The organism is Rhizocola hellebori (assembly GCF_016862955.1).
Lineage (GTDB): Bacteria > Actinomycetota > Actinomycetes > Mycobacteriales > Micromonosporaceae > Rhizocola > Rhizocola hellebori.
Window position 1 is genome coordinate 131,133 of record NZ_BONY01000014.1, and the last position, 26,333, is coordinate 157,465.

21 protein-coding genes are annotated in these 26,333 nt (G+C 67.6%); 16 read left to right on the forward strand and 5 right to left on the reverse strand.

The annotated features are described in order from the left end of the window. The first annotated feature begins 25 nt into the window (after positions 1–25). Positions 26–1,660: a flavin monoamine oxidase family protein gene (locus Rhe02_RS13990; protein ID WP_203908615.1), complete on the forward strand. Its 1,635-nt coding sequence runs from the start codon at positions 26–28 to the stop codon at positions 1,658–1,660. A gap of 60 nt (positions 1,661–1,720) precedes the next feature. On the opposite strand, the gene Rhe02_RS13995 is transcribed toward Rhe02_RS13990, so the two are convergent. Together Rhe02_RS13995 and Rhe02_RS14000 are read right to left on the reverse strand one after the other, a co-directional pair. Beyond that, entirely contained in the window at positions 1,721–2,569 is an 849-nt protein-coding gene (locus tag Rhe02_RS13995) for a patatin-like phospholipase family protein (protein WP_203908616.1), read from the reverse strand. 32 nt (positions 2,570–2,601) lie between these two features. Further along, positions 2,602–4,953: an ATP-binding protein gene (locus Rhe02_RS14000; protein WP_203908617.1), complete on the reverse strand. Its 2,352-nt coding sequence runs from the start codon at positions 4,951–4,953 to the stop codon at positions 2,602–2,604. A 203-nt stretch (positions 4,954–5,156) separates the two neighbouring features. Here Rhe02_RS14000 and Rhe02_RS14005 point away from each other — a divergent pair, with 203 nt between their 5' ends. Then, on the forward strand, positions 5,157–7,205 hold the full coding sequence (locus Rhe02_RS14005) for a discoidin domain-containing protein (protein ID WP_203908618.1): 2,049 nt from the start codon (positions 5,157–5,159) through the stop codon (positions 7,203–7,205). A gap of 61 nt (positions 7,206–7,266) precedes the next feature. Here Rhe02_RS14005 and Rhe02_RS14010 read toward each other — a convergent pair whose 3' ends face one another. The 3 genes from Rhe02_RS14010 to Rhe02_RS14020 all read right to left on the reverse strand — a co-directional run bounded on the left by Rhe02_RS14010 (position 7,267) and on the right by Rhe02_RS14020 (position 10,020). Next, positions 7,267–7,884 (reverse strand): TVP38/TMEM64 family protein, encoded by a 618-nt coding sequence (locus tag Rhe02_RS14010; protein WP_203908619.1) that lies wholly within the window; start codon positions 7,882–7,884, stop codon positions 7,267–7,269. A 176-nt stretch (positions 7,885–8,060) separates the two neighbouring features. Beyond that, positions 8,061–8,771 carry a type 1 glutamine amidotransferase gene (locus Rhe02_RS14015; RefSeq protein WP_203908620.1) on the reverse strand — a complete coding sequence of 237 codons (711 nt, stop codon included), beginning with the start codon at positions 8,769–8,771 and terminating at the stop codon, positions 8,061–8,063. Beyond that, positions 8,761–10,020 (reverse strand): MurT ligase domain-containing protein, encoded by a 1,260-nt coding sequence (locus tag Rhe02_RS14020; RefSeq protein ID WP_203908621.1) that lies wholly within the window; start codon positions 10,018–10,020, stop codon positions 8,761–8,763. The genes Rhe02_RS14015 and Rhe02_RS14020 overlap by 11 nt, the downstream gene beginning before the upstream one ends. Before the next feature lie 229 nt (positions 10,021–10,249). Here Rhe02_RS14020 and mraZ point away from each other — a divergent pair, with 229 nt between their 5' ends. The 14 genes from mraZ to Rhe02_RS14090 all read left to right on the forward strand — a co-directional run bounded on the left by mraZ (position 10,250) and on the right by Rhe02_RS14090 (position 26,284). Then, positions 10,250–10,681: a division/cell wall cluster transcriptional repressor MraZ gene (mraZ, locus tag Rhe02_RS14025; RefSeq protein ID WP_203908622.1), complete on the forward strand. Its 432-nt coding sequence runs from the start codon at positions 10,250–10,252 to the stop codon at positions 10,679–10,681. 138 nt (positions 10,682–10,819) lie between these two features. Continuing rightward, positions 10,820–11,770 (forward strand): 16S rRNA (cytosine(1402)-N(4))-methyltransferase RsmH, encoded by a 951-nt coding sequence (gene rsmH, locus Rhe02_RS14030; protein ID WP_203908623.1) that lies wholly within the window; start codon positions 10,820–10,822, stop codon positions 11,768–11,770. Between the two features lie 15 nt (positions 11,771–11,785). Beyond that, entirely contained in the window at positions 11,786–12,301 is a 516-nt protein-coding gene (ftsL, locus tag Rhe02_RS14035; RefSeq protein ID WP_203908624.1) for a cell division protein FtsL, read from the forward strand. A 253-nt stretch (positions 12,302–12,554) separates the two neighbouring features. Further along, positions 12,555–14,366, forward strand: coding sequence for a peptidoglycan D,D-transpeptidase FtsI family protein (locus tag Rhe02_RS14040; RefSeq protein WP_203908668.1), 1,812 nt, complete (start codon positions 12,555–12,557; stop codon positions 14,364–14,366). Further along, positions 14,363–15,889, forward strand: coding sequence for a UDP-N-acetylmuramoyl-L-alanyl-D-glutamate--2,6-diaminopimelate ligase (locus tag Rhe02_RS14045; RefSeq protein WP_239123807.1), 1,527 nt, complete (start codon positions 14,363–14,365; stop codon positions 15,887–15,889). Before Rhe02_RS14040 ends, Rhe02_RS14045 begins: the two co-directional genes overlap by 4 nt. Continuing rightward, positions 15,886–17,232, forward strand: coding sequence for a UDP-N-acetylmuramoyl-tripeptide--D-alanyl-D-alanine ligase (locus tag Rhe02_RS14050; RefSeq protein ID WP_203908626.1), 1,347 nt, complete (start codon positions 15,886–15,888; stop codon positions 17,230–17,232). Before Rhe02_RS14045 ends, Rhe02_RS14050 begins: the two co-directional genes overlap by 4 nt. Further along, positions 17,229–18,344, forward strand: coding sequence for a phospho-N-acetylmuramoyl-pentapeptide-transferase (mraY, locus tag Rhe02_RS14055; RefSeq protein ID WP_203908627.1), 1,116 nt, complete (start codon positions 17,229–17,231; stop codon positions 18,342–18,344). Before Rhe02_RS14050 ends, mraY begins: the two co-directional genes overlap by 4 nt. Continuing rightward, positions 18,341–19,669 (forward strand): UDP-N-acetylmuramoyl-L-alanine--D-glutamate ligase, encoded by a 1,329-nt coding sequence (gene murD / locus Rhe02_RS14060; RefSeq protein WP_203908628.1) that lies wholly within the window; start codon positions 18,341–18,343, stop codon positions 19,667–19,669. Before mraY ends, murD begins: the two co-directional genes overlap by 4 nt. Next, entirely contained in the window at positions 19,666–21,015 is a 1,350-nt protein-coding gene (locus tag Rhe02_RS14065; protein WP_203908629.1) for an FtsW/RodA/SpoVE family cell cycle protein, read from the forward strand. Before murD ends, Rhe02_RS14065 begins: the two co-directional genes overlap by 4 nt. After that, positions 21,012–22,109 (forward strand): undecaprenyldiphospho-muramoylpentapeptide beta-N-acetylglucosaminyltransferase, encoded by a 1,098-nt coding sequence (murG, locus tag Rhe02_RS14070; protein WP_203908630.1) that lies wholly within the window; start codon positions 21,012–21,014, stop codon positions 22,107–22,109. Before Rhe02_RS14065 ends, murG begins: the two co-directional genes overlap by 4 nt. A 30-nt stretch (positions 22,110–22,139) precedes the next feature. Next, positions 22,140–23,600 carry a UDP-N-acetylmuramate--L-alanine ligase gene (murC, locus tag Rhe02_RS14075; RefSeq protein ID WP_203908669.1) on the forward strand — a complete coding sequence of 487 codons (1,461 nt, stop codon included), beginning with the start codon at positions 22,140–22,142 and terminating at the stop codon, positions 23,598–23,600. Between the two features lie 16 nt (positions 23,601–23,616). After that, a complete protein-coding gene (locus Rhe02_RS14080; RefSeq protein ID WP_203908631.1) occupies positions 23,617–24,396 on the forward strand; it encodes a cell division protein FtsQ/DivIB in 780 nt (259 codons plus the stop codon). A 108-nt stretch (positions 24,397–24,504) separates the two neighbouring features. Further along, positions 24,505–25,614: a cell division protein FtsZ gene (ftsZ, locus tag Rhe02_RS14085; protein ID WP_203908632.1), complete on the forward strand. Its 1,110-nt coding sequence runs from the start codon at positions 24,505–24,507 to the stop codon at positions 25,612–25,614. Continuing rightward, positions 25,604–26,284: a YggS family pyridoxal phosphate-dependent enzyme gene (locus tag Rhe02_RS14090; RefSeq protein ID WP_203908633.1), complete on the forward strand. Its 681-nt coding sequence runs from the start codon at positions 25,604–25,606 to the stop codon at positions 26,282–26,284. Before ftsZ ends, Rhe02_RS14090 begins: the two co-directional genes overlap by 11 nt. Positions 26,285–26,333 lie beyond the last annotated feature (49 nt).

Genomic DNA, 26,333 nt, shown 5'->3' on the forward strand with positions numbered 1-26,333 from the left:
ATAGACGCGCGACTACGGTGTGGCGATGACTGGTAAAACACCCCTCTTCCGGGCCTTGGCCGGCCTGGCGCGCGACCATACTGCCGCTGACCGGGCCGGGATTCCGGTTGACGAGTTCCGCGATATCCGGTCCGCGCTGAACCGAGGAGAGCTTTCGCGGCGTGCCGTGGTCAAGCTCGGAGCCGTTGTCCCCGTTGGGTTGGCGGTGCCCGATGCGGTGGCGGCGGCGAAGCCGCCGGTGAAGCCGGCCCGGGTCGCGGTGATTGGCGCGGGCATGTCGGGGCTGACGGCGGCGCTTACGCTGGCGGACAACGGTGTCGGCTGCACTGTGTATGAGGCGAGCGGCCGGGTCGGCGGACGCATGTACAGCAACGATTCCTATTGGGCCGATGGGCAGACCAGCGAGTGGGGCGGGGAGGCGATCGATCAGGAGCATGCCATGATGCGCCAGCTGGCCCAGCGTTTTGGGCTGAGCACGATCGATGTCACGAAGGCCGCTCCCGCCCACGCCGACCAGGTTTTCCACTTTGACGGCGGATACTATTCGCGGTCGCAGGCCGATGTGGACTTCAAGGCGGTCAACCAATGGGTGCAGCGGGATCTGCGCGACGCCAGCCCGGCGGCGACGTGGGAGCAATCCACGGCGCACGCCCGTTTTCTCGATAACCTGTCGCTCTATGACTGGATCGAGTCGCGTGTCCCGGGCGGCCACACATCACGCCTGGGTCAGCTGCTCGATGTGGCCTACAACATTGAATACGGTGCCGACACCACGCGCCAGTCGTCTCTTGCCCTGATCTATCTGCTTGGTGCGCAGCGGAATCCAGGCAACTTCAACATCTGGGGCCTGTCCGACGAGCGCTATCACATCGTGGGCGGCAACCAGCAGCTCCCGGAGGCGATCGCCGACAGCCTGCCCGACGGAACCGTCCAATATGGATGGAAGTTGCTCGCCGTCAGACGCAACACCGACGGCACCCAGACGCTCACCTTCGACAACGGTGGCACCACCAGGACGGTCACCGCCGACCACACCATTCTCACGGTCCCCCTCGGTGTGCTGCAACGCATCGATCTCACCAACGCCGGGCTCGATCAGCGCAAGCGCGAGTCGCTGGCGGCCATGAAAATGGGCTCTTGCACCAAACTCAACCTGCAGTTCCTGCGCCGGACCTGGCTGGGCACCGGCCCGTGGCCGGGGGTCTCCTCCGGCGAAACCTTCACCGACCTGCCCTTCCAGCAGGCCTGGGACACCACGGCGGGCCAGCCGGGCCAGCGCGGCATCCTCATCCAGTACAACGGCGGCAGCACAGCTGAAGCTGTTCGCCCCGCGACACCTTTCGCCACCGAATCAGATCCGGTGGTCCGCCGCTTCGCCAACGATTCCCTCGCCCAGATCGATACCGTCTTTCCCGGTACCAGATCAGCCTGGACCGGAAAGGCCACCTTCTCGGCCTGGCACCTCAACCCGCTCGCCTATGGCGCGTATGTCTTCTGGCCCATCGGCTACGTCACTCGATACGCGGGCTACGAACCTGTTCGCCAAGGCAACCTGCACTTCGCGGGTGAGCACTGCTCCTACGACTTCCAGGGCTGGATGAACGGCGCGGCGCTGGAAGGTGACCGGGCCGCCCGCGAAGTCCTCGCCGACCTGCGCTGACCTCGAAGACCCGCCGAGGGCACGCCCTCGGCGGGTCAGAGCTGAAGACGCAGTGGCGAACTAGTCGCCGCCGGACCACAGCCGGGCGGTCTGCTCGGCGATCAGGGCTGCCTGCCTGCGCCCGGTGGCGACGGCAGGCTCCCATCGGTCGGGGTCGAGCACGTACGGCCCCAGGTCGGCCAGGGCCGTTTCGTCGGGAGCGATCAGCTCGACGTGGCTTCCGCTGTCGCGCAAAGCATCGAACTCGGCCTGCGGCGCGCCGCGTAACCGCGTTGGTGCCAGCGGCGCGAACGCCAGGACGATGTCACACCCGGCCGCCAGATCGGCATTGGTGCCTGAGCGCACGCCGCCATCCATGTACTGCCGGCCGCCGATGGTGACCGGCGGGAAGACGCACGGGACGGCACAGCTGGCGGCTACCGCCAGGTCGAGGGGGACCTGCGCGGAGGCGTCCCAGGTGATCAGCTCACCCGACCGGGCATCCACCGCGGTGATCAGCAGATGTGGCAAGACCGGCCAGTCGTGGACGGGAAGCCGCTTGGCGATCCCGGCGACGAACCTGGCCTCGTCGATCACGTTGGCCCGCAGCGCCAGCTCGCCCACCGCGCGCCGGGCCTCGCCCAAGTCGAGCTCGTTGTCGTTGAGCAGCTGGAAGGCCTGAGCGCCCAGCTCCCAATCCGGTTCGACAGCGCCTTCGTCGGGTCCGGGGTACACCGGCAGCGCGGCGGCGACGGCCAGATCGACCTTGCCGGCGACGATCGCGCCCGCCACCGACCCGGCCGAGGTTCCCACCACCAGGTCGGCGTTGCCGACATCGACCCCGTGCGCCAGCAGTCCTTGCATCATCCCCAGCTGCCAAGCGATGCCGGTGATCCCACCGGCGCCCAGCACCAATCCTCGCCTGCCCACAGTCCCATGCTTACCACCGCGGCAGCGAGATTTCAGGCGAGTTGGTCCTCGACCTGTTTGAGTTTGGGGCGCACCTCCACTGCCGCCGGATGGTTCAGCTCATCGAGGGTTTGCAGCGCTTCGCGGTAGGTGGCGGCCGCACTTTCCCAGGCGCTGGCGGCGGCGTGGCTGTCGGCCAGGTGGACCATGGTGTCGGCCTCGTGGTAACGATCGCCCACCTCGCGGTAGAGCACGATCGCGTTGTCGAAACAGGACACCGCCTCGGTGTAGTGCCCGAGTCGCTGATGGGCATAGCCGAGGCTGTCCCAGGCCGGGGCCTGGCCGAATCGGCTGCCGATCCTGGCGTGCAGATCCAGGGCGGCTTTGCAGGACTCGATGGCTTGCTCGTATTCGCCGAGCAGCGCGTGGTACCAGCCAACAGTGTTCAGCGATCGCGCCTGCCCGGCCCGGTGGCCGGCCGCGCCGAACAGCGTGAGCGCCTGCTGCGAGTGGCCGAGGGCGGCGCGCATTCGGCCGTGCTGCTCGTGAATGCGCGACAGGGCTATGTGCGTGTTGGCTTCACCCACCGGGTCGCCGAGCCCGTGGAAGAGCTGGACTGCTTGGTGCAGAAGCGATTCGGCTTCGTCCCAGCGCCCGAGCCGGATGTAGGCGCGGCCCAGCAGGCGCCGGGCGTGGGCCATGCCGCGCTCGTCGCCGGCCTGCTGCGCGACCAGCAACGCGGTGGACTGGCTGGCGACCATCGGGTGCCACAGCCCGCGCCAGTCGAGCACATCGCCGATGGCCCAGGCGAGTTGCCAGGCGTGGGTGCTCAGCCCGATCGCGGCCGCGTGGTCGATGGCGGCCAGCAGCACCGTGTGCTCGTCGGCGAACCAGGCCCGTGCCTCGTCGATGTCGGCAAAGGTGGAGACGACCGCGGCGGGGTCGGGGTCGATGAGCGCGATGGGATCGCGTTGCGGGTACATCATGAGCGACGCCTGGTAGGCGGAATGCAAGTAGTGGTCGAGGCAGCGGCGCAGGGCAGCGGCCCGCACGGATTCGCTGTCGCCGAGGTCGGCCTGCTCCCGCGCATAGGCTCGCAGCAGGTCGTGGAAGGCGAAGCGGCCGGGCTGGTGCTCGGTGACCAGGTTTGCCCGCACCAGCACGGTGAGCAGCTGGCGCACGGTGGCCGCCTCCTGGCCGGCCAGACTGGTTGCGGCGTCTGTGGTTATGTCGGGGCCGGGCTGCGTACCCAGAAGGCGGAAAAGGTCTTTGGCGGCGTCGCTGAGGTGGTTGTAGGAGTAGGAGAAGACCGCTCGCACATTGGCCATGCCGTCTTCCTCGGCGAACAGGTCGAGGCTGCCCTGGCCGGCCCGAAGTTCTTTGGCGACGGCCGCCACCGTCAGGGCCGGATTGGCCCGCACCCGGGCCGAGACGATGGCCAGCGCGAGCGGAAGCCGGGCGCAGCGTTCGATGACCTCCTCGGCGGCTGCAGGGGAGTGCGCCACGGCCTTCTCGCCGAGCCTGCTGATGAGCATCTGCCGCGCCTCGGCCGAGGACAGCAGGTCGAGGGAAAGTGGTTGCGCCCCTTCGGCTATCACCAGGCTGGCCAGCCGGTTGCGGCTGGTGACAATGGTCAGGCAGTGCGCCGAGCCCGGCAGCAGGGGCCGCACCTGCTCGGCGTCGCGGGCATTGTCCAGCAGGAGCAGCACCCGCCGGTCTGCCACGATGCTGCGATAGAGCCCAATCTGCGCTTCTTCACTTATGGGTACCCGTTGCGCCTGAACCCCAAAGGCATCAAGGAACCCGCGCACCGCCTCGGCCGGGCTCATCGGTGGCCCGGTGGCGTCGAAACCGCGCAGGTTCACGTAGAGCTGCCCGTCGATGAAACGGGCCGCGACGCGATGGGCCCAATGCACCGCGAGCGCGGTCTTGCCGACCCCGGCCGTGCCCGACAGCGCCGAGATGACGACTGTCGCGTTTGGACCGTCGCCGAGCAGCGAATCCAGCTCGGCCAGCTCGCTCTCCCGGCCGGAGAAGCGGAAGACATCGGCGGGCAGCTGCCGCGGCTTGGGCCAGCTCGGCTCGCCCCGGCTCGGCGCCGGCGCGGGATGCCGGCGGCTCTCGGCCACCCGGTCGCGCAGGGTCGCCAGCATGCCCTGCTCGGCGGGGCTGGCGCCGAGCAGCGTGATGAAGATGTCGAAGCGGTCGGTGGGGGGCAGGGTGCGCCCGGCGAAGTAACCGGCGATGATGCCGATGGACCATCCGGTCTTGGCCGCCAGCTCGCGATAGGTCAGCTCGGGCACCTTGAGCCGGTGGGCCTGCCGGCGGCGCAACTGACGCAGCAGCCTGGCGAGATCCTCCACTGAGTCCACGCTGGACGCGGCGGCGAGAATGTCCTCGCTCATCCTCCCGGCCGCCCCTTTCCCCAGCACATCGACCCTAAGCAAATCATCAATGTGTCCGGATCGTACATTTCGTGGCGCGGAGCGCCAATCCGACGACCGTTCAACAATGTTCAGCGAAGTTCAGGATTCAATGTGCTGTATGCGATTGTTCGGCACCATGTGCGTCACCGCAGCTCGCGGCTCCCCTGATTTGGAGCGTGCTGATGAACGTGCTTCGCCGAGCAGCCCTTTTGCTCGCTGGCTTGATCGTCTCGGTTCCCGGCGTCATGGCGGTCTCCACGCCGGCGCGGGCCGATCCGATCCGGACTGGTATGACCTGGTCGGTGGTGGAACAGGGCAATGGATATGTCCACCTCGGATCCGACGGCGTGACCAACCCCTACAACGGTGACACAGCGATCGATCAATACCACTCTGTGCTGTGTCTTCGGTCCGACGGCCAGGCCCCACCACCCGGGATAGCCTTCGACTTCTACAACGGCTGGTCGGGCGGCTCGGTCCGGGCCACCGCGCCGGTGCGCGGCGACGTCCTAGCCACGCCGGAAGACGCGGATGGCCTGTGCGCCAACACTTTCGGCCCAGGCTACCGGCTGGCCGAGTTCCATGACGGCCGCTACGGGGCGGACTTCAGCCAGGCGGGCGGCTGGTCCTTCTGGGCGGCCGGGGGCGGACTGCTGCCCGGCACCCGCTACTGGGTGGCCATCTCCGACCAGCCCGCGAACCCGTGGAACTCGCTGGGCGCCTGGCCCGAGCCGCTGCCGGTCAGCGACCAGAACGACATGATCCTGCGCGCCAAGCTCTCCGAGCTGGTCAGCCCGCTGCTGCTCAGCACCGACAACGCGGCCTTGCAGAACCTGGTGCGCACCATCGCCGGACGCCTTTTCGACGGCGACAGCAACGCCCTCATGTCCACGGTCATCGCCGAGGCCGAGGCGGGCGGGATCGTCAACCCGTGGGCGCCGGACTGGGTGGCGTTCAAGAACGGTGTCGCCGGTTTCGCCAACGTCAACGGTCACGCCTACCTGCCGCAGATCTTCATCCCCAACTATGAGGACGGCCTGCTGCTCAACAACCCGATCCGGATGGCGATTGCCGGTGACCAGGGCCAGAGCGCGCTTCCCGCCTACACGCTCAGCGGCGGTCAGGTGGTCGCCACCACCCCGGTCACGGAGAGCTACGCCGAAACCCGTGAGGTCTGGGTGCTGACCATCAACGACGAGCTGGGCGGCGGCGGTGCCAGCATGCTGGCCGCCAAGCCGGCTGTAGCCGGGCCACTCGGGCTCTCGCAGAGCTACTCCACCCGCGGCGGCATGGGCACCATGGCCGTGTGCAACCCGACCGGCCTGCGCAACGACCGCGGACAGGAATACCTCTCCTGGTTCCGGGTCCCCAACCCGGCCGCCGTGGAGGCCTGGTGGCAGGGCAAGCTGGAGATCCGCATGATCACCGTGGCGCGCAGCGGCATGGAAATCAAGAACGCCTACTTCGGAAAGATCAAGCGCGCCGACGCCCGCAACGGCATCAACTGGGAAATGTTCATGACCACCTGGGATCGGGCCGCGCTGGGCGACTATTGGGCCTACAAGTGGGTCGAGGAGGACAACGGACCGAAGATCGAGATCTCGCTCGGGCTCAGCGCCTGGATCAAGCAGCTGCTGAACATCCCGCTGACCGTCGACATCAAGGCCACGTTCGAGGCCAAGCACGACGACATGGGCGCCGGCGTGGTCGGCTTCATCGACTCGACGTACATGACCTACAGCACGGCCGCGATCGAATGGCGGGTCTGCAGCATCGGCGGCGACGGCGGCACCGGCAACGACAACTTCGCCCGGCAAGCCATCGCGGCGGCGTCCTCGACCTACTCCGGCTACTCGCCGGCCCGGGTCAACGACGGCGACCGGAACACGAGCGTGGGTGGAGGATTCAGCTGGGCCAACAACTCCGGCGGGGTGAACTATCCGCCGCAGTGGGTACAGCTCGACTTCGGCACCGTCAAGACCTTCCGCAGGATCGTCGTCTTCACCAGCCAGGGTCTCCCTATCCGTGACTTCGACATCCAGGTGTGGAACGGAACCACCTGGCGCGCCCCGATCGGCGGTGCCGTGCGCGGCAACACCGCTCTGCAGGTGACGGTGAACTTCACCTTCGGTTCAGAAACCTCACGCCTGGTCCGGGTCTACGGCCTGTCCGGCCCGACCGTGCAGCCGGGATACGTGCGAGTGAACGAATTCGAGGTCTACGCCTCGTAGAAACTTAACCAGCACAACCGCTTGGCCTCGCCGGGACCGCGAGGCCAAGCGCATTTCTCGGTTAGAGAGCTGGGCGGCGGGAGGTGCGGCGCCAGTGGTAGGCGGCGGCGGAGCTGATGGCGATGCCCGCGGCAGCGGGCAGGAAGGTAAGCCAGCTAAGCGAATCGGGGTTCACCGCGGCGGCGCCTATGACGGAGTAGCTTATCGCTGAGGGGAACGCGCCGATGGCGGTACCCAGAAAATAATGTCTAAAAAGGACAGACGATGAGCCGTAGGCGTAGCCCACCAGACCGAACGGGGCGATGGGCAGCAGGCGCACCACGACCACGGCGATCAGGCCGCGGCGGGCTATCCAGGTGTCCAAGCGGCGTAAGCGATCCCCGGCTCGCTGGGCGAGCAGGTCGCGCCCGGCCCACCGGCCGGCGGCGAAGGTGAGCGCGGTGGCGATGAGGGCGGCGGCGAAAGCCCAAGCGGCACCGGCATAGGCGCCGAAGAGAGCACCCGCGATGAGCGAGATGGGCGTGCGCGGCACGAGTGCGCACAGCGCGAATGCGCCGATCGCGACCGCTACCGCCGGGCTGACCTGTGTTGCCCACTCCTGCACCGGGAATCGCCAAGCAGCGGCCGCCAATGCCGCCACCGCCAGAGCAAGAAATGCAGGCTTGCGCCAGCCCTGCATGCCGGCTCGCAAACGGCCAGGAGTCGATCCCCCTTGCCCGGCCAGTGCAGGATTGGCGGTCGCCGCAGGGCTAATGATTGTTGCAGGCCCAGCGGTTGTCGCTCGACCGGCCGCCGTTGCGGGGCCACCGATTGGTGCGGGGCCAGTGGGCAGTGGCGGGCCGGGGGTGGACATGGTCAGGCCATGCCGGTGAAGGTGAGGCGTTCGTTGCGCAGGCGGTTGTGCCAGGTCTCGTCGAGAGCCGGCAGGTTGTCCTCGCCGGTGGCCCAGCGCAGCAACAGATCGGCCAGTGCGGGGTTGCGGGAGAGGGCGGGGCCGTGACAGTAGGTGCCCAGAACCGTTCCGTTCCAGGCGCCTTCGGTCTTGCCGTCGTTGCCGATGCCCACCTTGACCGAGGCCAGTGGGCGCACGCCGCGACCCAGATGGGTTCTGCCGCCGTGGTTTTCGAAACCGGTCAGGGTGGGCAGGCCGAGCTTCGGGTCGACCTCGCCGCCGACCTCGCCGACGGCCCGGTGTGGGCCGCGGTCTGAGTAGAGGTCGAGCAGCCCGAGGCCTTCACACTTGGCGCCTTTGGCGAAAAAGCTACTGCCCATCAGTTGGTACCCGGCACAGACCGCGAAAACCACAGCGCGCCGGTCGACCGCGCGGTGCAGCCCCCGGTCGGCCAGCAAGCGTTGCGCGGCAAGTGCTTGAGCCCCGTCCTCGCCCCCGCCGAGAAGGTAGATGTCGCCGGCGGGCAGCGCCTCGTTGAGGAACACCTCGTGGGTGTCGGCGGGGATCCCGCGCGACCGGGCGCGGTGGGCGAGGATGAGCATGTTGCCGCGATCGCCATAGGTGGAGAGCAGATCGGGGTACACCCAGACGATTTGCAATGCGCTAGACGACACGGTCAAGCTCCGCTCTGATGTCCTGGAAGGCGCTGTAGTTGGCGATGACCTCGAGGCGTCCCGGCGGCGCGGAGTCGATCGCCTTGGCGAAGGTCGTCACGTGGGCGAACTCGACGCCGTTGACCTGTAGCCGGACAGCGAGATCGTAGGCGCGCTCGCCGGTGATGAGCACCTGGCGGCCCCGCAGCGGGGAGAAGTCCACGTCGAAAAGCCAGCTCGTGTCGTAACCGTCGGGATCGCGCGCGTTGATGGCCAGCAGGGTGGGCGCGTCCTGTGCCATGTCGAAGGCTTCGAGCCAGCTAGCCGGATTTTTGGCCAGCAGCAGGCGAATCTGGCGGCCTTTGCGCTCAACCTGGGCGTAGCGCCCGGCGACGCTGGCGACGTCGGCGAGCTTGGGCGCGCCTTCGGTCGGGTCGACGCCGAAGAAGTAGGCGACCGCAAGCGCGGTCGCGGAGTTGCCCACGTTGACCTGACCGGGCAGCTGAAGCTTGAGCTCGTGCCGCTTGCCGGTGGGGTCGATGACGGCGCTGCCGTCGATCGTCCACTGTGGACGCGGCCGGACCAGATCTCCGTTCTGGCAGCGCCAGTCGTCGCCCTGGCGCTCGATGTGGGAATTGCAGGCCGGGCAGACATGGGCGTCCTCGCGCCAGCGCTGGCCCGCGGAGAACCAGGTGACATCGGTGGCCTTGCCCGCGGCGTAGACCACCATCGGGTCGTCGGCGTTGGCCACGAGGTGGATCTCGGGGTGCTGCTCGAACGTGTCGCGCCACAGCTGCGCCATCATGGCCACCTCGCGCGCCCGGTCGAGCTGGTCGCGGGAAAGGTTGAGCAGCGCGACCACCAGGGGGCTGGTGGCGTTAATCACCTTGGGCAGCCAGTGCTCGTCGACCTCCAGCACGGCGAAGGGTGTGCTGCCCGCACGCGCCAGCGCGGAGGTGTGCCCGGTGGGCATGTTGGCGCCAAAGGAATTTGTCGCCACCTCGCCCAGCACGCCAAGCGCGGCGGCGGTGAAACGCGTGGTGGTCGTCTTGCCGTTGGTGCCGGAGACGAGCGCGATCTGGCGGCCGGCCGCCAGGTGGGCAAGCAGATCGGGATCGATCATCATGCCGAGCTTGCCGCCGATGACCGAGCCGTCGCCGCGCCCGGTAGCGCGCGACAGCGCGGCGGCGGTGCGCGACACCGACGCGGCGAGGGTGGCGCGCAACGGGAGTTTCTTGTCGCCTGCTACCGGCTCGAGGTTCTCGGTCACGAGGAGAGGTTACCGGAACACATCCTGTCGGGAACGTGACCTTGGCAGGCCGTAACCAAACCGCTGACCAGGTAAATGTGGAGCGTCCCGTCGCTGTTAAGGAGGATTTTGCATTGACCGGGGAGGGAAGTGGAGTAAAGTGGGGCCCTATGGCGGGCTGGCGGGTCCGTCGGCAAACAGTACGTGCGGGCCTGACGCGAATCGGGTCGGCACTTAGGGGGTGGGGGGCGTGTTTCTTGGCACCCATAATCCCCGGCTGGACGAAAAAGGCCGGCTCATCCTGCCCGCCCGGTTCCGGGAAGAGTTGGCGGGAGGTGTGGTGATCACGAAAGGACAGGAGCGCTGTCTCTACGTCTTCACGACGCCTGAATTCCAGCGCATCGCGGAACAGCTTGCGGAGGCTCCAGTCACCAACAAAGCAGCGCGTGCCTACGGCCGGGTCTTCTTCGCCGGCGCCCATGACGAGATCCCGGACAAGCAAGGACGGGTGACCATCCCGGCGCATCTGCGGGAATACGCGGGTCTGGAACGCGAGCTTGTCGTCATCGGTGCGAGCACCAGAGTGGAAATCTGGGACACGCAGGCGTGGGCCACCTATCTCGAGGCCAGCGAGCAGCAGTTCGCAGACATCGAGGAGGGGGTGCTGCCGGGCGGTCTTTAGGGCGGCAACACAAAGCTGACGTACCGCGAGATCTCCACCCGCTTCGGCTCCTGGGATCACTTCCCCGATTCCAGGCGCGCCGTCAGAAGGCGGGCAGCGGATGGGGATCTGGCGGTACGACGGTCTTGGGAGGTGATCATGGCAGCACACCGGGGGAAGCACGTGCCGGTGCTTCTGGAACGCTGTCTAGAGCTCCTCGCGCCGGCCCTGAACCGTCCCGGCGCGGTTCACGTCGATGCCACGCTGGGCCTCGGCGGGCACGCCGAAGCCGTGCTGCAAGCGCATCCCGAAACTGTCCTGATTGGACTGGATCGGGACACTGAGGCACTGGCGCACTCACGGGAGCGGCTCGCCGCTTACGCCAACAGGGTGCACTTGGAGCACGCCGTCTACGACGAGCTGCCGCAGGTGCTGACAAAACTCGGGTTCGACCGGGTCGACAGCGTGCTGTTCGACCTGGGTGTTTCGTCCCTTCAGCTCGATCAGGCCGACCGTGGGTTCGCCTACGCCCAGGACGCGCCGCTGGACATGCGGATGGATCAGACGACAGGAATGACCGCCGGGCAGGTGGTCAACGAGTACACCGCACAGGAACTGGCCCGGGTGCTCCGGGTTTACGGAGAAGAGAAGTTCGCGTCACGGATCGCGGGGGCGATCGTGCGGGAACGGGCAAAGGCGCCGATCACATCGTCGGCGTATCTGGCCGAGCTGGTCCGGGATTCGATTCCGGCACCGGCGAGGCGCACCGGGGGACATCCAGCGAAACGGACGTTCCAGGCCTTGCGCATTGAGGTCAACGGTGAGCTGTCCACCTGGGAAAGAGCGTTGCCGTCCGCGATCGACGCGCTCAAACCCGGCGGGCGGGTGGTGGTGCTCTCGTACCACTCGCTTGAGGACCGGATCACCAAGCAGATCTTCGCGGCCCGTGCTCGCAGCAACGCACCGATCGGGTTACCGGTCGAGCTGCCGGGGACAGGGCCCACGCTGAAGCTCTTGACCCGGGGTGGGGCTGAGCTTCCGAGCGAAGCGGAGGTCGAGCACAACCCGAGAGCGGCGTCGGTGCGACTGCGCGCCGTGCAACAGATTTAGTAGGGGGCGATCAACATGACAACTACACCGCTGCGGGCGTCGCCGCGCAGCAAGCTGCCGCAGCAGGGTGGGCGCCCGGGGGGTCGGGGCGTGGACCAGGCTGTGGAGCCAAGTTTCGAAGGGCTGGTCACGGGTCCGGGGCCCGCCGAGTCGCTGGGGGAGCGCAAGGCGCGACTGAAGATCCGGCTCGCGCCGCCGGTGCCGGTGGCCGTGCCTCGCACACCGTTCATCGTGGCGCTTGTGGTGGTGGTGGTAGCCGGGGTCCTTGGCATCCTCGTGCTCAACTCAAAGATCAACCAGAACGCCTTCAAGCTCGACGCGCTGCGCGCGTCCCAAGCCGAGCTCGACCTGCGTCAGCAGCAGCTGGAGCAGTTCATCGCCGAGAAGGAGTCGCCGGGAAGCCTGGCCGCGGCGGCCACCAAGCTCGGCCTGTCCGACCCGGGTCCGCCCGCGTTCATCCTGCTGCCGGACGGCAAGGTGATCGGCGTGCCGCGTCCGGCCACGGGCGCACCCAGCAACGCCAGTCAGTAGGCATGAGCCGGCCGGGGATTACCCCGGCCGGCATCTGCACCAGGGGGAAGGGACGACGGTGGCCGGGGACGACAATCGCAGGCGGCGCAGCGGGATAGGGGACGCGCGCGCCTACACGCCGCGCGGCCGTACCACCCGCGACACCGATGCCATCAACCGCAGCGAAAGACCCGAGCGCGGGGAGAGGCCGGAGCGCGCCGAGAAGCCGGCGCGCGTGGTGGTCCCGCGCGATCGGGCGGCCACCCGCGCCGCGATGCGGGGAAGGCCGGCGCCGAGGCGCGCCCCGCAGCGGCGTCCCATCAAACCGGTCGTGACGGTCACCCCGCCCCGGCTCGGGCATCCCAAGCGGCGGTTACGCCTCGCGACCGCGATTTCCTTGCTGCTGTTCGTCATCATCGGGGTTCGGCTGGTTCACCTTCAGCTCACCGACGCGCCGGCCTATGCGGCCGCGGGTCTGCAGGACAGGCTCAAGACCGTGGTGCTGCCCGCGCCCCGCGGGTCGATTCTCGACCGCGAAGGGGCGGTGCTGGCACGCAGCATCGAGGCCCGGTACGTGGCCGCCGACCCGGGGCTGGTGACCGATCCCGCGGCGGTGGCCGCCCAGCTCTCGCCACTGCTCGGCGTCGCGGCGTCGGAGTTGTTCGCCGCCATGCAGAAGAAGAAGGACGAGCTGACCGGCAAAGCGGTGCGCTTCGTCTGGCTCAAGCGCGGGGTCGATGTGGAACAGGCGACCGCGATCTCGAGCCTGAAACTGAAGGGCATCATCGTCGACCGCGACGAGCGCCGTGAGGTGCCCGGCGACGACCTTGCCGCAAATATCATCGGTTTCACGGGTACCGACCTGACCGGCCTGGGCGGGATAGAGGCGCGTTTCGACTCGGACCTGCGCGGCCGGGACGGCAAGTTCGTCTTCGAAGTCGGGCAGGGCGATCTGCGCAAGCCGATCCCCGGTGGATATCAGCTGGTGACTCCGGCCAAGCCCGGTAAGTCGCTCAAGCTGACCATCGACCGGGATGTCCAGTTCATGACCCAGCGCATCCTGGCCGAGAAGATGCGCGAAAAGAACGCCACCTGGGCCGCGGCGATCGTGCTCGACGCGCGCACCGGGGAAGTGGTCGCGCAGGCGAGCTATCCGACATATTCGGCCAAGAACGCCGACGCCTCAAAGGCGTCCGAGCGGGTCGACATGGCGACCAACTACGTCGTGGACCCAGGCTCGATCCACAAGGCGATCGTGCTTTCGGCGGCCCTGCAGGAGGGCGTGATCACGCCGACCTCGACGGTCGAGGTGGCGCCGACCATCCGCAAGGGGGACACCACCTTCAAGGACGGGCATCCCTTCCCGGCCGGTACCCATCTGACCATGCCCGGCCTGATGGCGTACTCGTCCAACGTGGGCACCATCAAGGTGGTGGAAGCCCTTGGCGCACAAAAGCTTTACGACTATCAGCGGCTGTTCGGCCTGGGCACCGAGACCGGCATCGGGGTGCCGGGTGAGGCGCCGGGCCTGGTTCAGCCGCCGGAGAACTGGAGCGGCAGCTCCTACGGCTCGATCCCGATCGGGCACAGTGTCGCGGTGACGCCGCTGCAGATGGCGGCGGTCTACGCGGCCATCGCCAACGACGGGGTGTGGGTGCAGCCGCATCTGATCAAGGAGATCTGCGAGCCCGACGGCAAGGTCACTCCCGCGGCCGCGGCCAAGTCCCATCGCGTGATCAGTGCGGAGAACGCCGCGTCACTGCGCCAGATCATGGAGGCGGTCACCGTGCTCGATGACGCCACCGGTGTGAACGCGCGCCTGGCCGGCTATCGGATTTCCGGCAAGACGGGCACTGGTACCCAGGTGAAGGATGGCAAATACATTCCGGGCGAAGTGGCTTCCTTCATCGGGATGGCACCCGCGGATCAGCCGCGCTACGTGATCGCTGTCTTCGCGCACACGGCCGGTGGTGGCGGTGGCGCGGTGGCCGGCCCGGCCTTCCGCGACATGATGGGCTACACGTTGCGGCACTTCAAGGTGCCGCCGACGGGCACTAAGCCGCCCGACTTCGTTATTACCGCGTGACTGTAGAAATGAGTGATGGGCTAAGGTCAAACCTCGTGTCCGGCAATTTCCGCCCGAGCTCCGTCCAGGCCGTCCCGCTGATCTCCGTGGCTGCGCTCGTAGGGGCCGCGGTGTCGCAAGATGCCGGGGTCACCGGGGTGACTCACGCCAGCGACCAGGTTAAGCCGGGTGACCTCTACGCGGCTCTGCCCGGCTCACGCCGGCACGGGGCCGAGTTCGCCCAGGCGGCCATCGACGCGGGCGCGGTCGCGGTGCTCACCGATCGGCCGCTCGACCTCCCGGTACCGGTCTTGGTGGTGGCCGATCCCAGAGGCGTGCTGGGAGCGGTGGCCGATCTGGTGTACGGAGAACCGTCGGCGAAGCTCACCATCATCGGGATCACCGGCACCGCGGGCAAGACGTCGACGGCCTACCTCATCGAGGCCGGGCTGCGCGCCGCCGGAAGGGTCACCGGGCTGATCGGAACGGTCGAAACCCGTTTAGGCGACACGGTTTTGGAGAGTGTGCGCACCACCCCCGAGGCACCGGACCTGCACGCGCTTTTCGCGCTGGCGCTCGAGCGCGGGGTGACCACCATGGTGATGGAGGTCTCCAGCCACGCGCTGGCCATGGGCCGTGTCGGCGGGGTCCGTTTCGACGTGGTGGGCTGGACCAACTTCGGCACCGACCATCTCGACTTCCACACCGACTCGGCCGACTACTTCGCGGCCAAGGCAAAGCTGTTCGACGGGCGCGCCCCGATCGAGATTCTCAACCTTGACGACGAGGCCTTGACGCCGTTGCTCAAGGCCGGAACGGTCACCTATTCGGCTTCCGGTGCGCGGAAGGCAACCTGGCGCGCTGCAGAGGTGACCGACGACGGTTTCGGCCAGACCTTCACCGCCTACGGCCCGATGGGCCATCTCACCGCGGGAGTCAGCCTGCCCGGCCGGCACAACATCGCCAACGCCCTGCTTGCGCTGGCGGCTCTGGCCGGGGCCGGGGTGCGTCCCGAGGTGGCCGCGGCCGGGGTGGCCGCGTGCCCGGGTGTGCCGGGAAGGCTGGAGCGGGTGAAGGCGCCGGGCGAGATCATCGGGGTTGTCGACTATGCGCACAAGACCGATGCCATCGTGGCGGTCCTCGCTGCGCTTCGCGAGCTTGCCCAAGCGCGCAGCGGGCGGGTGATCTGCGTCCTGGGTGCGGGCGGCGATCGCGACAAGGGCAAGCGGCCGCACATGGGATCGGCGGCGGCCCAAGGGTCGGATCTGCTCATCGTGACCGATGACAACCCGCGCACGGAGGACCCGGCGGCGATCCGGGCGGCGGTGATGGCCGGGGCGCGGGCGTTTTCCGGCGGCGGCACGGTGATCGAGATTCCGGGCCGGCGGGAGGCCATCGTGGAAGCGGTGCACCACGCCAAGCCGGGTGACATCGTCGCGCTGCTCGGCAAGGGCCATGAGCGCGGCCAGGAAATCAACGGCGAGACCCTGCCCTTCGACGACCGAGTCGAGCTGACCTTGGCTCTGAAAGCGGCGCAAGCATGATTCCGTTCAAGCTGAGCGAGATTGCGGCGATCGTTGGTGGCACGCTGCATGGCGGCGATGCTCTCGTCACCGGCTCGGTGGAGTTCGACTCGCGCAAAGCCGGGCCGGGTGGGCTTTTCGTCGCGTTCGTCGGCGACAATGTTGACGGGCACGACTATGCCGTCGCGGCCACGCAGGCGGGCGCGGTCGGCATTCTCAGCAGCAGGCCGGTCGACGGGGTGTCCTCGGTGGTGGTTGCCGACCCGCGCGCGGCCATGGGTTTGCTGGCCCGTGCGCTGGTGGATCGGCTTGAGGCACTCACCATCATCGGCATCACCGGCTCGTCGGGTAAGACCTCCACCAAGGACATGATCGGCCAGCTGCTGTCGCAGATCGGCAAGACCATCGCCCCGGCCGGCAGTTTCAACAACGAGCTGGGTCTGCCGCACACCGTGCTGCAGGCCGACAAACGCACCGAGTTTCTGGTGCTGGAGATGGGTGCCCGGGGCCAGGGCCACCTGACCTATCTGTGCCAGATCGCGCCTCCTGTCATCGGCGTGGTCGTCAATGTCGGCGTGGCCCACCTCGGCGAGTTCGGCTCGGTGGAGGCGATCGCGCGGGCGAAGGCGGAACTGATCCAGGCGCTGCCCCCACACGGGCTCGCGGTGCTCAATGGCGACGATCCAGCCGTCGCGGCGATGGCGGCGGTCAGCCCGGCGAAGGTCGTCCTGGTCACCACGGCTGACAAAGAGGTGACTCTCGACCCGATGGGCCGGCCGTCCTTCCGCTTCCGCGGCGAGCGGGTCCAGCTCCAGCTCAGTGGCGCTCACCAGGTCGGCAATGCCCTCCTGGCGGCCGAGGTGGCCGAGGACTGTGGCATGGATCGCCACGATGTGGCGGAGGTGCTGGCCGACCTGAAGCCGATTTCGGCCCGAAGGATGGATGTTTTCGACCGTGCCGACGGTGTCACGGTCATCGACGACTCATACAACGCGAATCCAGCATCCACCGCCGCGGCATTGCAAGCGCTCGCGGCGGCCGGTGCGGGCCGCCGCAAGATCGCTGTTCTCGGTTACCACGCCGAGCTTGGCGACTCCGAGCGGCAGGGACATGCCGAGGTGGGCGCGCTGGCCGCGACCCTCGGCGTGGACGTGCTCATCGCGGTGCAGGAGTCGGCTGCCCCGATCCTCGACGGAGCGGCTACGGTGCGGTCTTGGGAAGGTGAGTCGGTGCTCGTCAGCGATCAGGCGGCGGCAATTGCCGCGGTGAAACAACGGATGCAGCCGGGCGATGTGATCCTGGTGAAGGGTTCCCGCTACCGCACCTGGGACGTGGCCGACTTCCTGCGAGACCAGACGTCATGAGAGCGGTATTCATAGCAAGCATCGTGGCGTTCGTGGTGTCCCTTTTCGGGACCCCGTTCGCCATCCGGCTCTTCATCAAACTCAAAGCGGCGCAACCGATCCGGACGGATGCTCCGGTCGGGCCGGTGCCGCCGCACGAGGGCAAGCGGGGCACGCCGACCATGGGTGGTGTGGTCTTCATCGTGGCCACCGTCATCGCCTACGTCATCGGCCACCTCGCCCTGATGACCCTGCCGGTCGAGCAGATCGCCCAGGTCACGCCGACCATCACCGCGCTGGTTCTGTTGGGGCTCTTCGTTTTCTGCGGCGCGGTCGGCTTCATCGACGACCTGCTCAAGGTGCGCAAGCGCAACAGCGGCGGGCTGAGCAAGCGCGGAAAGCTGATGGGCCAGCTGCTGGTGGGCGTGGCTTTCGGCGTGGTCGCCCTCTACTACCCGAGCACCAACAACGAGACCGTCGGCTCGACCAAGGTCTCCTTCATCAAGGACATTGACTGGCTCAACATCGGCAAGGTGGGCGCGGTCATCCTGTTCGTGTTCATCATCATCGCGACCAGCAACGCGGTGAACATCACCGATGGTCTCGACGGGCTGGCCACCGGTACGAGCGTGATGGTGCTCAGCGCGTTCAGCTTCATCGGCGCGTGGCAGTACCAGCACTGGTGCGGTGACTGGACCTACGCCAAGCCGGGTAACTATTGCTACGACGTACGAGATCCGCTCGAGATAGCGCTGATTTGCGCTGCCGCTGCCGGCGCATGCGTCGGCTTCCTGTGGTGGAACGCCTCCCCGGCCCGCATCTTCATGGGCGACACCGGCGCGCTCGGCCTTGGTGGCCTCATCGGCGGCGCGGCGCTGGCCACCCGCACCGAGCTGCTGTTGCCGATCATCGGCGGTCTCTTCGTCATCCTCATGGGCTCGGTGATCCTCCAGATGATCTCCTATAAGACGACCGGTAAACGGATATTCCGAATGTCCCCGCTCCAGCACCACTTTGAGTTGGTGGGATGGAGCGAAGTCAATATCGTGATCCGGTTCTGGATCGTCGGTGGCCTCTGCGTGGCGCTCGGTCTCGGTATCTTCTACAGCGACTTCCTCCGGACAATGCCTTGAAATATCTAGTGGTCGGTGCCCGTGTGGCCGGGGCGGCAAGCGCGCTGGCCCTGCACCGGCTCGGCCACCAGGTCCGCGTGGTCGACCAGCACAGCGCCGACCCGGCACTTGCCGAAGCCGGGATTGAGGTGATCATCGGCGACCCGGAGCCCTCGCAGCTTCTGTCCGGAGTGGACGAAGTGGTGCTCTCGCCCGGCATCCCACCGCACCATCCGCTGCCGGTTGCCGCCCTCGCCAAGGGGCTGGACGTCTACAGCGAGCCGGAGCTGGCCTGGCGGCTGCGCGGCCCGGATGCCCCGATCTGGCTGGGCATCACCGGCACCAACGGCAAGACGACGACCACCACCATGCTCGCCTCGATCCTGCGCGCCGCGGGTCTGCGCACGGCCGCGCTGGGCAACATCGGCGTGCCGCTGGTGGATGCCCAAACCGGCTATGACGTGCTGGCTGTCGAGCTTTCCAGCTTCCAGCTGCATTGGTCGTCCACCCTGGCCCCGCAGGGCGGTGCCATGCTCAACCTCGCCGACGACCATCTCGACTGGCACGGTGGCTTCGACGAATACGCCAAGGCCAAAACCGCCATTTGGCGGGGTGGCGTGGCCGTGGGCAACCTCGATGACCCACGTGTCGCCGAGGCTCTGGAGCACGCTCCGGGTCGCAAGATTGGCTTCACTTTGGGGGTACCACCACCGGGCTGCGTCGGAGTCGTGGAGGACCTCCTGATCGACCGGATCAACCCCGGCGATGCCTTCGAGCTGGCCAATGTGGCCGACATCAAGCCGAGCGGGGCCCACAACGTGGCCAATGCGCTGGCCGCATCGGCCCTCGCCCTGTCCATCGGGGTGTCGCACGAGGCGATCCGGGCCGGTTTGACGGACTACGTCCCCGAGCCGCATCGCAATGCCCCGGTCGCCACGGTCAACGACGTGTCCTATGTGGACGACAGCAAGGCCACCAACCCGCATGCCGCCCTGGCTTCGCTGCTCGCCTACCCGCGCATCGTGTGGGTGGCCGGCGGTCAGCTCAAGGGCGTCGACATCGATGATCTCGTGGCCCGGATAGCTCCGCGCCTGGCCGGTGCCGTGGTTCTCGGCATAGACCGGGCACAGGTTCTTGAAGCACTCTCGCGACACGCGCCCCGCCTGCCGGTCGTGGAGGTGTCCCGTACCGATGATGGAGCGATGGGGGAGGTAGTGAGCGCCGCAGCCCGCATGGCCATGCCGGGCGATACAGTGCTGCTCGCTCCCGCCGCGGCGTCGCTGGACATGTTCGCCAGCTACGCGCATCGGGGTGACGCCTTCGCTTCGGCGGTGCGAGGCTTATGACACTTGCCCCGGAGAGTGAGCGTTCGCCTCAGCGCGATCCCTTGATGTGGCTGGCTGTTCTGCGTGGCCTGCTGGATCGCCCACTCGCCTCGTACTATCTCCTGCTGGCCAGTTCCGGGCTGCTGCTCGTGATCGGGCTGGCGATGGTCTTCTCCGCTACCAACGTGCGCGCCCACTTCGACGGAAACTCCTACTCGGTGATCGTGCAGCAGGTCGGCGCGGCCGTGATCGGGCTGGCCGCCTTCTGGATCTGCCAGCGGCTGCCGCGGCGCACCTTCCGCGCGCTGGCCCCGACCGCGGTGATCATCACCTTGATCCTGCTTCTGATCATGGATGGGCTGGCCCTGCTGCACGCGTCGGGGGTGCTGCCGCAACCGCGCATCGGGCCGGTGCACTCCGAGACGCTCTGGCTCTATCTGGGCCCGGTCCAGCTGCAGCCCTCCGAGCTGGCGAAGTTCGCCCTCGTGCTGTGGGGGGCCGACGTGCTGACCCGCAAGGGCCGCCGGGTGGTGCACTGGCGCGAGCTGGTGATGCCGCTGTTCCCCGCGGTCGGCATGCTCTTCGTGCTGGTGGGCTACACCGATCTGGGGTCCATGCTCTGCCTGGTGATCCTCTTCGTGGGCCTGCTCTGGGCGGCCGGGGTGCCGCTGCGCTTCTTCGGCATGATGCTCGGCGCGGCGCTCATCGGCATCGCCGGTCTGATCATGGCTCCGGGCAAGTCCCAGTACCGCTCGGCGCGGTTCGGCTCGTTCTTCCAATCCGACGCCGAAATCGTCAAGTGCGTCAAAGACCAGTGCTACCAAGCCAAGCAGGGCCTGCTCGCCATCGCCGACGGCGGCTGGTTCGGGGTCGGGCTGGGCAAAGGCCGGCTCACCTGGGGCTGGCTGCCCAGCGCCCACAATGACTTCATCTTCGCGGTCATCGCCGAGGAGCTGGGAGTGGTCGGCTGCCTGGTGGTGCTGACCCTCTTCGCCGTCCTGGCCTACTCGGGCATGCGGATAGCGCGGCGGGTCACCGACCCGTTCCGGCGGATGGCCGCCTGCGCGGTGACCCTGTGGCTGGTCGGCCAGGCGTTCATCAACATCGGCGGAGTGGTCAAACTGCTCCCGATCACGGGACTGCCGTTGCCGTTCATCTCCGACGGCGGCACCGCGCTCGTGGTTACGCTAGCCGCTGTGGGCATGCTCGCGTCTTTCGCCCGCGCCGAGCCGGATGCGTCCGCCGCGCTGCATGCGCGTCCGCCGGCGAAATGGGCCCAGCTAGTCTGGGCGCCGTTGCCTCCACTTCCGGCGCCCGCGCGTCCGGCCGACGTGGAGTCGACGGAACAGAGGAGCGTGAACGCATGAAGAGCGTGGTCTTGGCCGGTGGCGGTACCGGTGGACATATTTACCCCCTATTGGCGTTCGCGGATTGCCTGCGCCGCCATGACCCCTCGATCAGGATCACCTGTCTGGGGACACCGCGCGGCCTGGAGACCGACCTGATTCCGGCGGCCGGATACGAGCTGCGGCACATCCCCGCCTATCAGCTGCCGCGTTCGGTCAACATGAACCTGATCCGCACCCCCGACCGGATGTGGCGCTCGGCCCGAGCCGCCCGTGCCATCCTCGACGAGGTCGAGGCCGATGCCGTGGTCGGTTTCGGCGGCTACGTCTCGGTTCCGGCCTATCTGGCGGCCTGGCGCCGGCACACCCCGTTGGTGATCCATGAGGTGAACGTGCCGCCGGGGGTGGCGAACAAACTCGGCATGCGCTTCACCAAGAACGTGGCCGTGGGCTTCCCTCATCAGCCCCAGCAGTCCGAGGCGCTGCGCAAGGCGACGGTGACCGGCATCCCGCTGCGCACCGCGATCGCCAGCCTCGACCGAGCCGCCTGGCGCGAGCGGGCCCGCGCCCATTTCGGGCTCGACCCGGACCGCCCGACCCTGTTCGTCTTCGGCGCTTCGCAGGGTGCCCGCTCGATCAACCTCGCGGTGGCCGGATCGGCCAAGGCGCTGACCGAGGCAGGCGTCCAGGTGCTGCACGTGATCGGCGCGCGCAACGAAGATGTTGAGGTGCCGTCGGGGTTGGCGGCGCCCTACGTTCGGGTGAAGTTCATCAATGAAATGGAGCTCGGTTACGCCGCGGCCGACCTCGTGCTGTGTCGTGGAGGCGCGATGACCTGCGCCGAGACGGCGGCGGTCGGGCTTCCCGCGGTTTTCGTGCCGCTGCCATATGGAAACGGTGAACAGCGGCGCAATGCGCTTCCGGTCGTTGAGGCAGGTGGAGGTCTCCTCGTCGACGACTCCGAGCTGAATACGCAGTGGATCGAGCAGAACGTGCTGCCGCTGGTGGTGGATCGGGCTCGGCTGGCCGAGATGAGCGCGGCCGCATCGGCTTACGGCCGGCGCGACGGTGACGAGGAGCTGCGCAGGTTCGTGCTTTCAGCGGTCAAACGCTAGTTATTGGAGGAAGCCGTGGAGACGGCGGAGATGATTCCCGCGGGTGTGCTAGCCGCGGAGGATCTGGGGCACGTGCACCTCATCGGGGTGGGCGGCGTTGGCATGTCCGGGCTGGCCCGGCTGCTGCTGACCCGGGGTGTCCCGGTTTCCGGCTCGGAGCTGCGGGAGTGGCCCTCGCTGGCCGCGCTGCGGGCCCTGGGCGGCACCGTGTACATGAGCCACGAGGCTTCCAACCTCGAGGGCGTAGACACCGTCGTCTACTCCACGGCCATCCCGCAGGACCATCTTGAGCTGGTCGAGGCGCGCCGCCGCGGTTTGCGCATTCTGCACCGCTCCGAGGCGCTCGCGGCGGCGATGACCGGGCGGCGAACGATCGCCATTGCTGGTACCCATGGAAAAACCACCACGACCTCAATGCTCACCCTGGTCCTTCAGCACGCCGGGCTCTCCCCGTCGTTCGTGATCGGGGGCGAGATCTCGGAGGTCGGGTCGAACGCCCACCATGGCAGCGGCGAGTACTTCGTGGCCGAGGCCGATGAGCATGACCGAACCTTTCTGCTGTACCGGCCACACGTCGCCATCATCACCAACGTCGACGCCGACCACCTCAACACCTACGGCGATCTGGCCGGGCTTGAGGATGCGTTCGTCGAATTCGGCAACCTCACCGACGCCGACGGCTTCGTGGTCACCTGTGCCGACGATCCCGGCGTGCGCAAGGTGGCGCAGCGGCTGCGTGAAGCGGGCCGCAGCGTCTACACCTACGGCGAGGCCGAGGACGCCGACCTGCACCTGTCGGAGATCCACTCGAACGCGTCCGGGGTGCGTTACCTGGCCGCGCTGAACGGCGAGCCGCTGGGCGAGTTCACGCTTCCGGTTCCCGGCCGCCATCTCGGCCTCAACAGCGCGGCCGCGGTGCTCACCGCGCTGCGGCTCGGGCTCGACCCGGACGTGGTGGCCGCCGCGCTGGCCGTGCATCCGGGAGTGCGCCGCCGTTTCGAGCTCAAGGGCATCGTCGGCGGGGTGCGCATCTACGACGAGTACGCCTATCACCCGACCTCGATGCACGCCGCGCTGCAGACCCTGCGCGAGGTGGCCGGCGAAGGCCGCCTGGTCGTGGTGTTCCAGCCGTACCGCGTCTACCGCACCCGCGATCTGCAGACCGAGATCGCCGCCGCGCTGGCCCTGGCCGACGAGGTCGTGATGATGGAGGTCTTCGGACCGGGCGAGGTGCGTGAGCCCGGCGAGGGCGGGGTGGCCCTGACCGGGGCGATCCCGATCCCGGCCGAGCGCAAGGTCTTCGTCCCGTCCTGGGAGGACGTGCCGGGCGAGGTGGTCCGGCGAGCCCGTGAGGGCGACGTGGTGGTCACCATGGGCGCGCCGCCGATCTCGCTGATGGGTGAGGAGCTGATCGAGGCGCTGACCCGCCGGATGAGCGGCGACGACCTCGATGCCACCTACGCGCCACGGCACTCCAAGAACGCGGACTAGAGGGCTGGGCTGAGCCTTGCCAACCGGACCCGTTGAGGAGGATGGCAGCCGCCGCTGGCGCCTGGTGCGCGCGGGTAAGGACGCCGTCCCGGATTCGTTGCGCCGCCTCATGTCCCGAGCCAGGCCGTCCCAGCTGGCCGCGGTGCCATGGACTCTCATCGCGGCGACGATGGCGGTCATCGGCCTGACCGGCTGGATCATCTTCGTTTCTCCGCTGTTCGGCATCAAACAGGTTCAGATCGCCGGGGTGGGTCTGCTCGCCGAGGAAGAGGTGGCTCAGGCCGCGGCCGTCCCGATAGGCCAGCCGCTGACCCGGGTGGACACCGATGGTGTGGCGGAGAGGATAGCCAAACTGCCGCCCGTCGAGTCGGTGGAGGTGACCCGCGGCTGGCCCTCCACGTTGCACATCAAGGTGACCGAGCGGGTCGGTGTCGCGGTGGTCAAGCAGGACACCGTGTTCCACGTGTTCGACAAGTTCGGGGTGCAGTTCCTTTCGGCGCCTGCGGCACCCGCGGACACCGTCGAAGTGACGCTGCCCCAAAACATGCCACCGGACAGGGCGATGCGCGACGCATTGAAGGTGATCGCCTCGCTCACCGCCGAGCTGCGTGCCCAATTGACCAGACTCGTAGTGAATGGGCCAGCTGGAATACAGCTGCTCTTGCAGAAAGATCGTATGGTTACCTGGGGCGACGCGGAAGAAAGCGAACTCAAGGCGAAGGTCGCTACCGCTTTGCTGACCCAGAAAGGCAAGCGGATAGACGTCAGCGTCCCGGAGATCGTGACGATCCAATAAGGGACACGCCGCAGCGGTCCTTGGATCACACGGTACCGACGCCTACGTTTTCGGGCAGAACAGTAGTTGACATAGCTATAAGGCTCTAGTAGAGGTTGAGGGTTTGCGATGACACCTCCGCACAATTACCTCGCCGTCATCAAAGTCGTCGGCATCGGCGGCGGCGGCGTCAACGCGGTCAACCGCATGATCGAGGTTGGCCTCAAGGGCGTGGAGTTCATCGCGATCAACACCGACGCGCAGGCTCTGCTGATGAGCGACGCCGATGTGAAGCTCGATGTGGGCCGCGAACTCACGCGCGGGTTGGGCGCGGGAGCCAACCCGGACGTGGGCAAGAACGCGGCCGAGGATCACCGTGACGAGATCGAGGAAGTGCTTCGCGGTGCCGACATGGTCTTCGTGACGTGTGGCGAGGGCGGCGGGACGGGGACAGGTGGGGCGCCGGTGGTGGCCAACATCGCCCGCAAGCTGGGTGCCCTGACCATCGGCGTGGTGACCCGTCCGTTTTCCTTTGAGGGCAAGCGTCGTCAGGTCCAGGCCGAGACGGGCATCGAGGAGCTGCGCAACCAGTGCGACACGCTCATCGTCATCCCCAACGACCGGCTGCTGGCGCTGGGCGACCGCGGTATCACGATGATGGATGCGTTCCGCCAGGCCGACCAGGTGCTGCTCTCCGGTGTCCAGGGCATCACCGACCTGATCACCACGCCGGGTCTGATCAACCTGGACTTCGCCGACGTGAAGAGCGTGATGAGCGGCGCGGGCAGTGCGCTCATGGGCATCGGCAGCGCCCGTGGCGACAACCGTGCGGTGGAGGCGGCCGAGCGGGCCATCTCCAGCCCGCTGCTGGAGCAGAGCATGGACGGCGCGCGTGGGGTGCTGCTGTCCATCGCGGGTGGATCCGACCTGGGCCTGTTCGAAATAAACGATGCGGCTCAGCTGGTCACCGACGCGGCTCACGCCGACGCGAACATCATCTTTGGTGCGGTCATCGACGACGCCCTCGGCGACGAGGTGAGGGTGACCGTGATCGCGGCCGGCTTCGACGGTGGCACGCCGTCCTACAAGCCCGCTGAGATCCGCCGGGTGGCACCGCCCGTGGAGACGCCAACCCTGCGCCACCCGACGCCGGTCAGCGCGCCACCGCCGTCCCAGGGCCAGCGCAAGGTCCTCTTTGACGACGTTGACGTACCAGACTTCCTCAAGAATGGATCGTAGGCAGGAAATCGCGTCCAATTTGGCCGCAGTGCGTTCGCGCATTGCGGCCGCTTGCGCATCCGCCGGCCGCGATCCCTCTTCAGTCACCCTCATCGCCGTGACGAAGACCTACCCCGTATCCGATGTGCGCCACCTGCTTTCCCTGGGCGTCACCGACTTCGGTGAGAACAGGGACCAGGAGGCTGCGCCCAAGGCGGCCGAGGTCCCCGAGGGCACCTGGCACTTCATTGGGCAGCTGCAGCGAAACAAGGCCCGTTCCGTGGTGACCTACGCGAGCATGGTGCACTCCGTGGACAGTCCCGAATTGGCCAAGGCGCTGGGTGAGAGACGCCAGGGGACACCGTTGGAGGTTTTGATTCAGGTGAGCCTCGACGACGATCCGCAACGCGGCGGAGTGCCTCCCGGCGAACTGACCAAAGTGGCCGATGCGGTGCTCGCGATGGACTCGTTGCGCCTGCGTGGGCTCATGGCTGTGGCACCCCTGAACGACGACCCGGGCGTGGCGTTTGCCAGACTGGAGCGGTACAGCCGGATGTTCCAGCTGGACCATCCTGATGCGACGGTTTTATCAGCGGGGATGAGCGAAGACCTGGTAGAGGCCATTGCCTGTGGCGCGACACATGTGCGCATCGGCAGCGCCTTGCTCGGAAAGCGACCAGCGCTGCGGTAGCCTGGCGGCGGGCACCGAATTACATGGGTGTGGTTATCAAGCAAGAGGT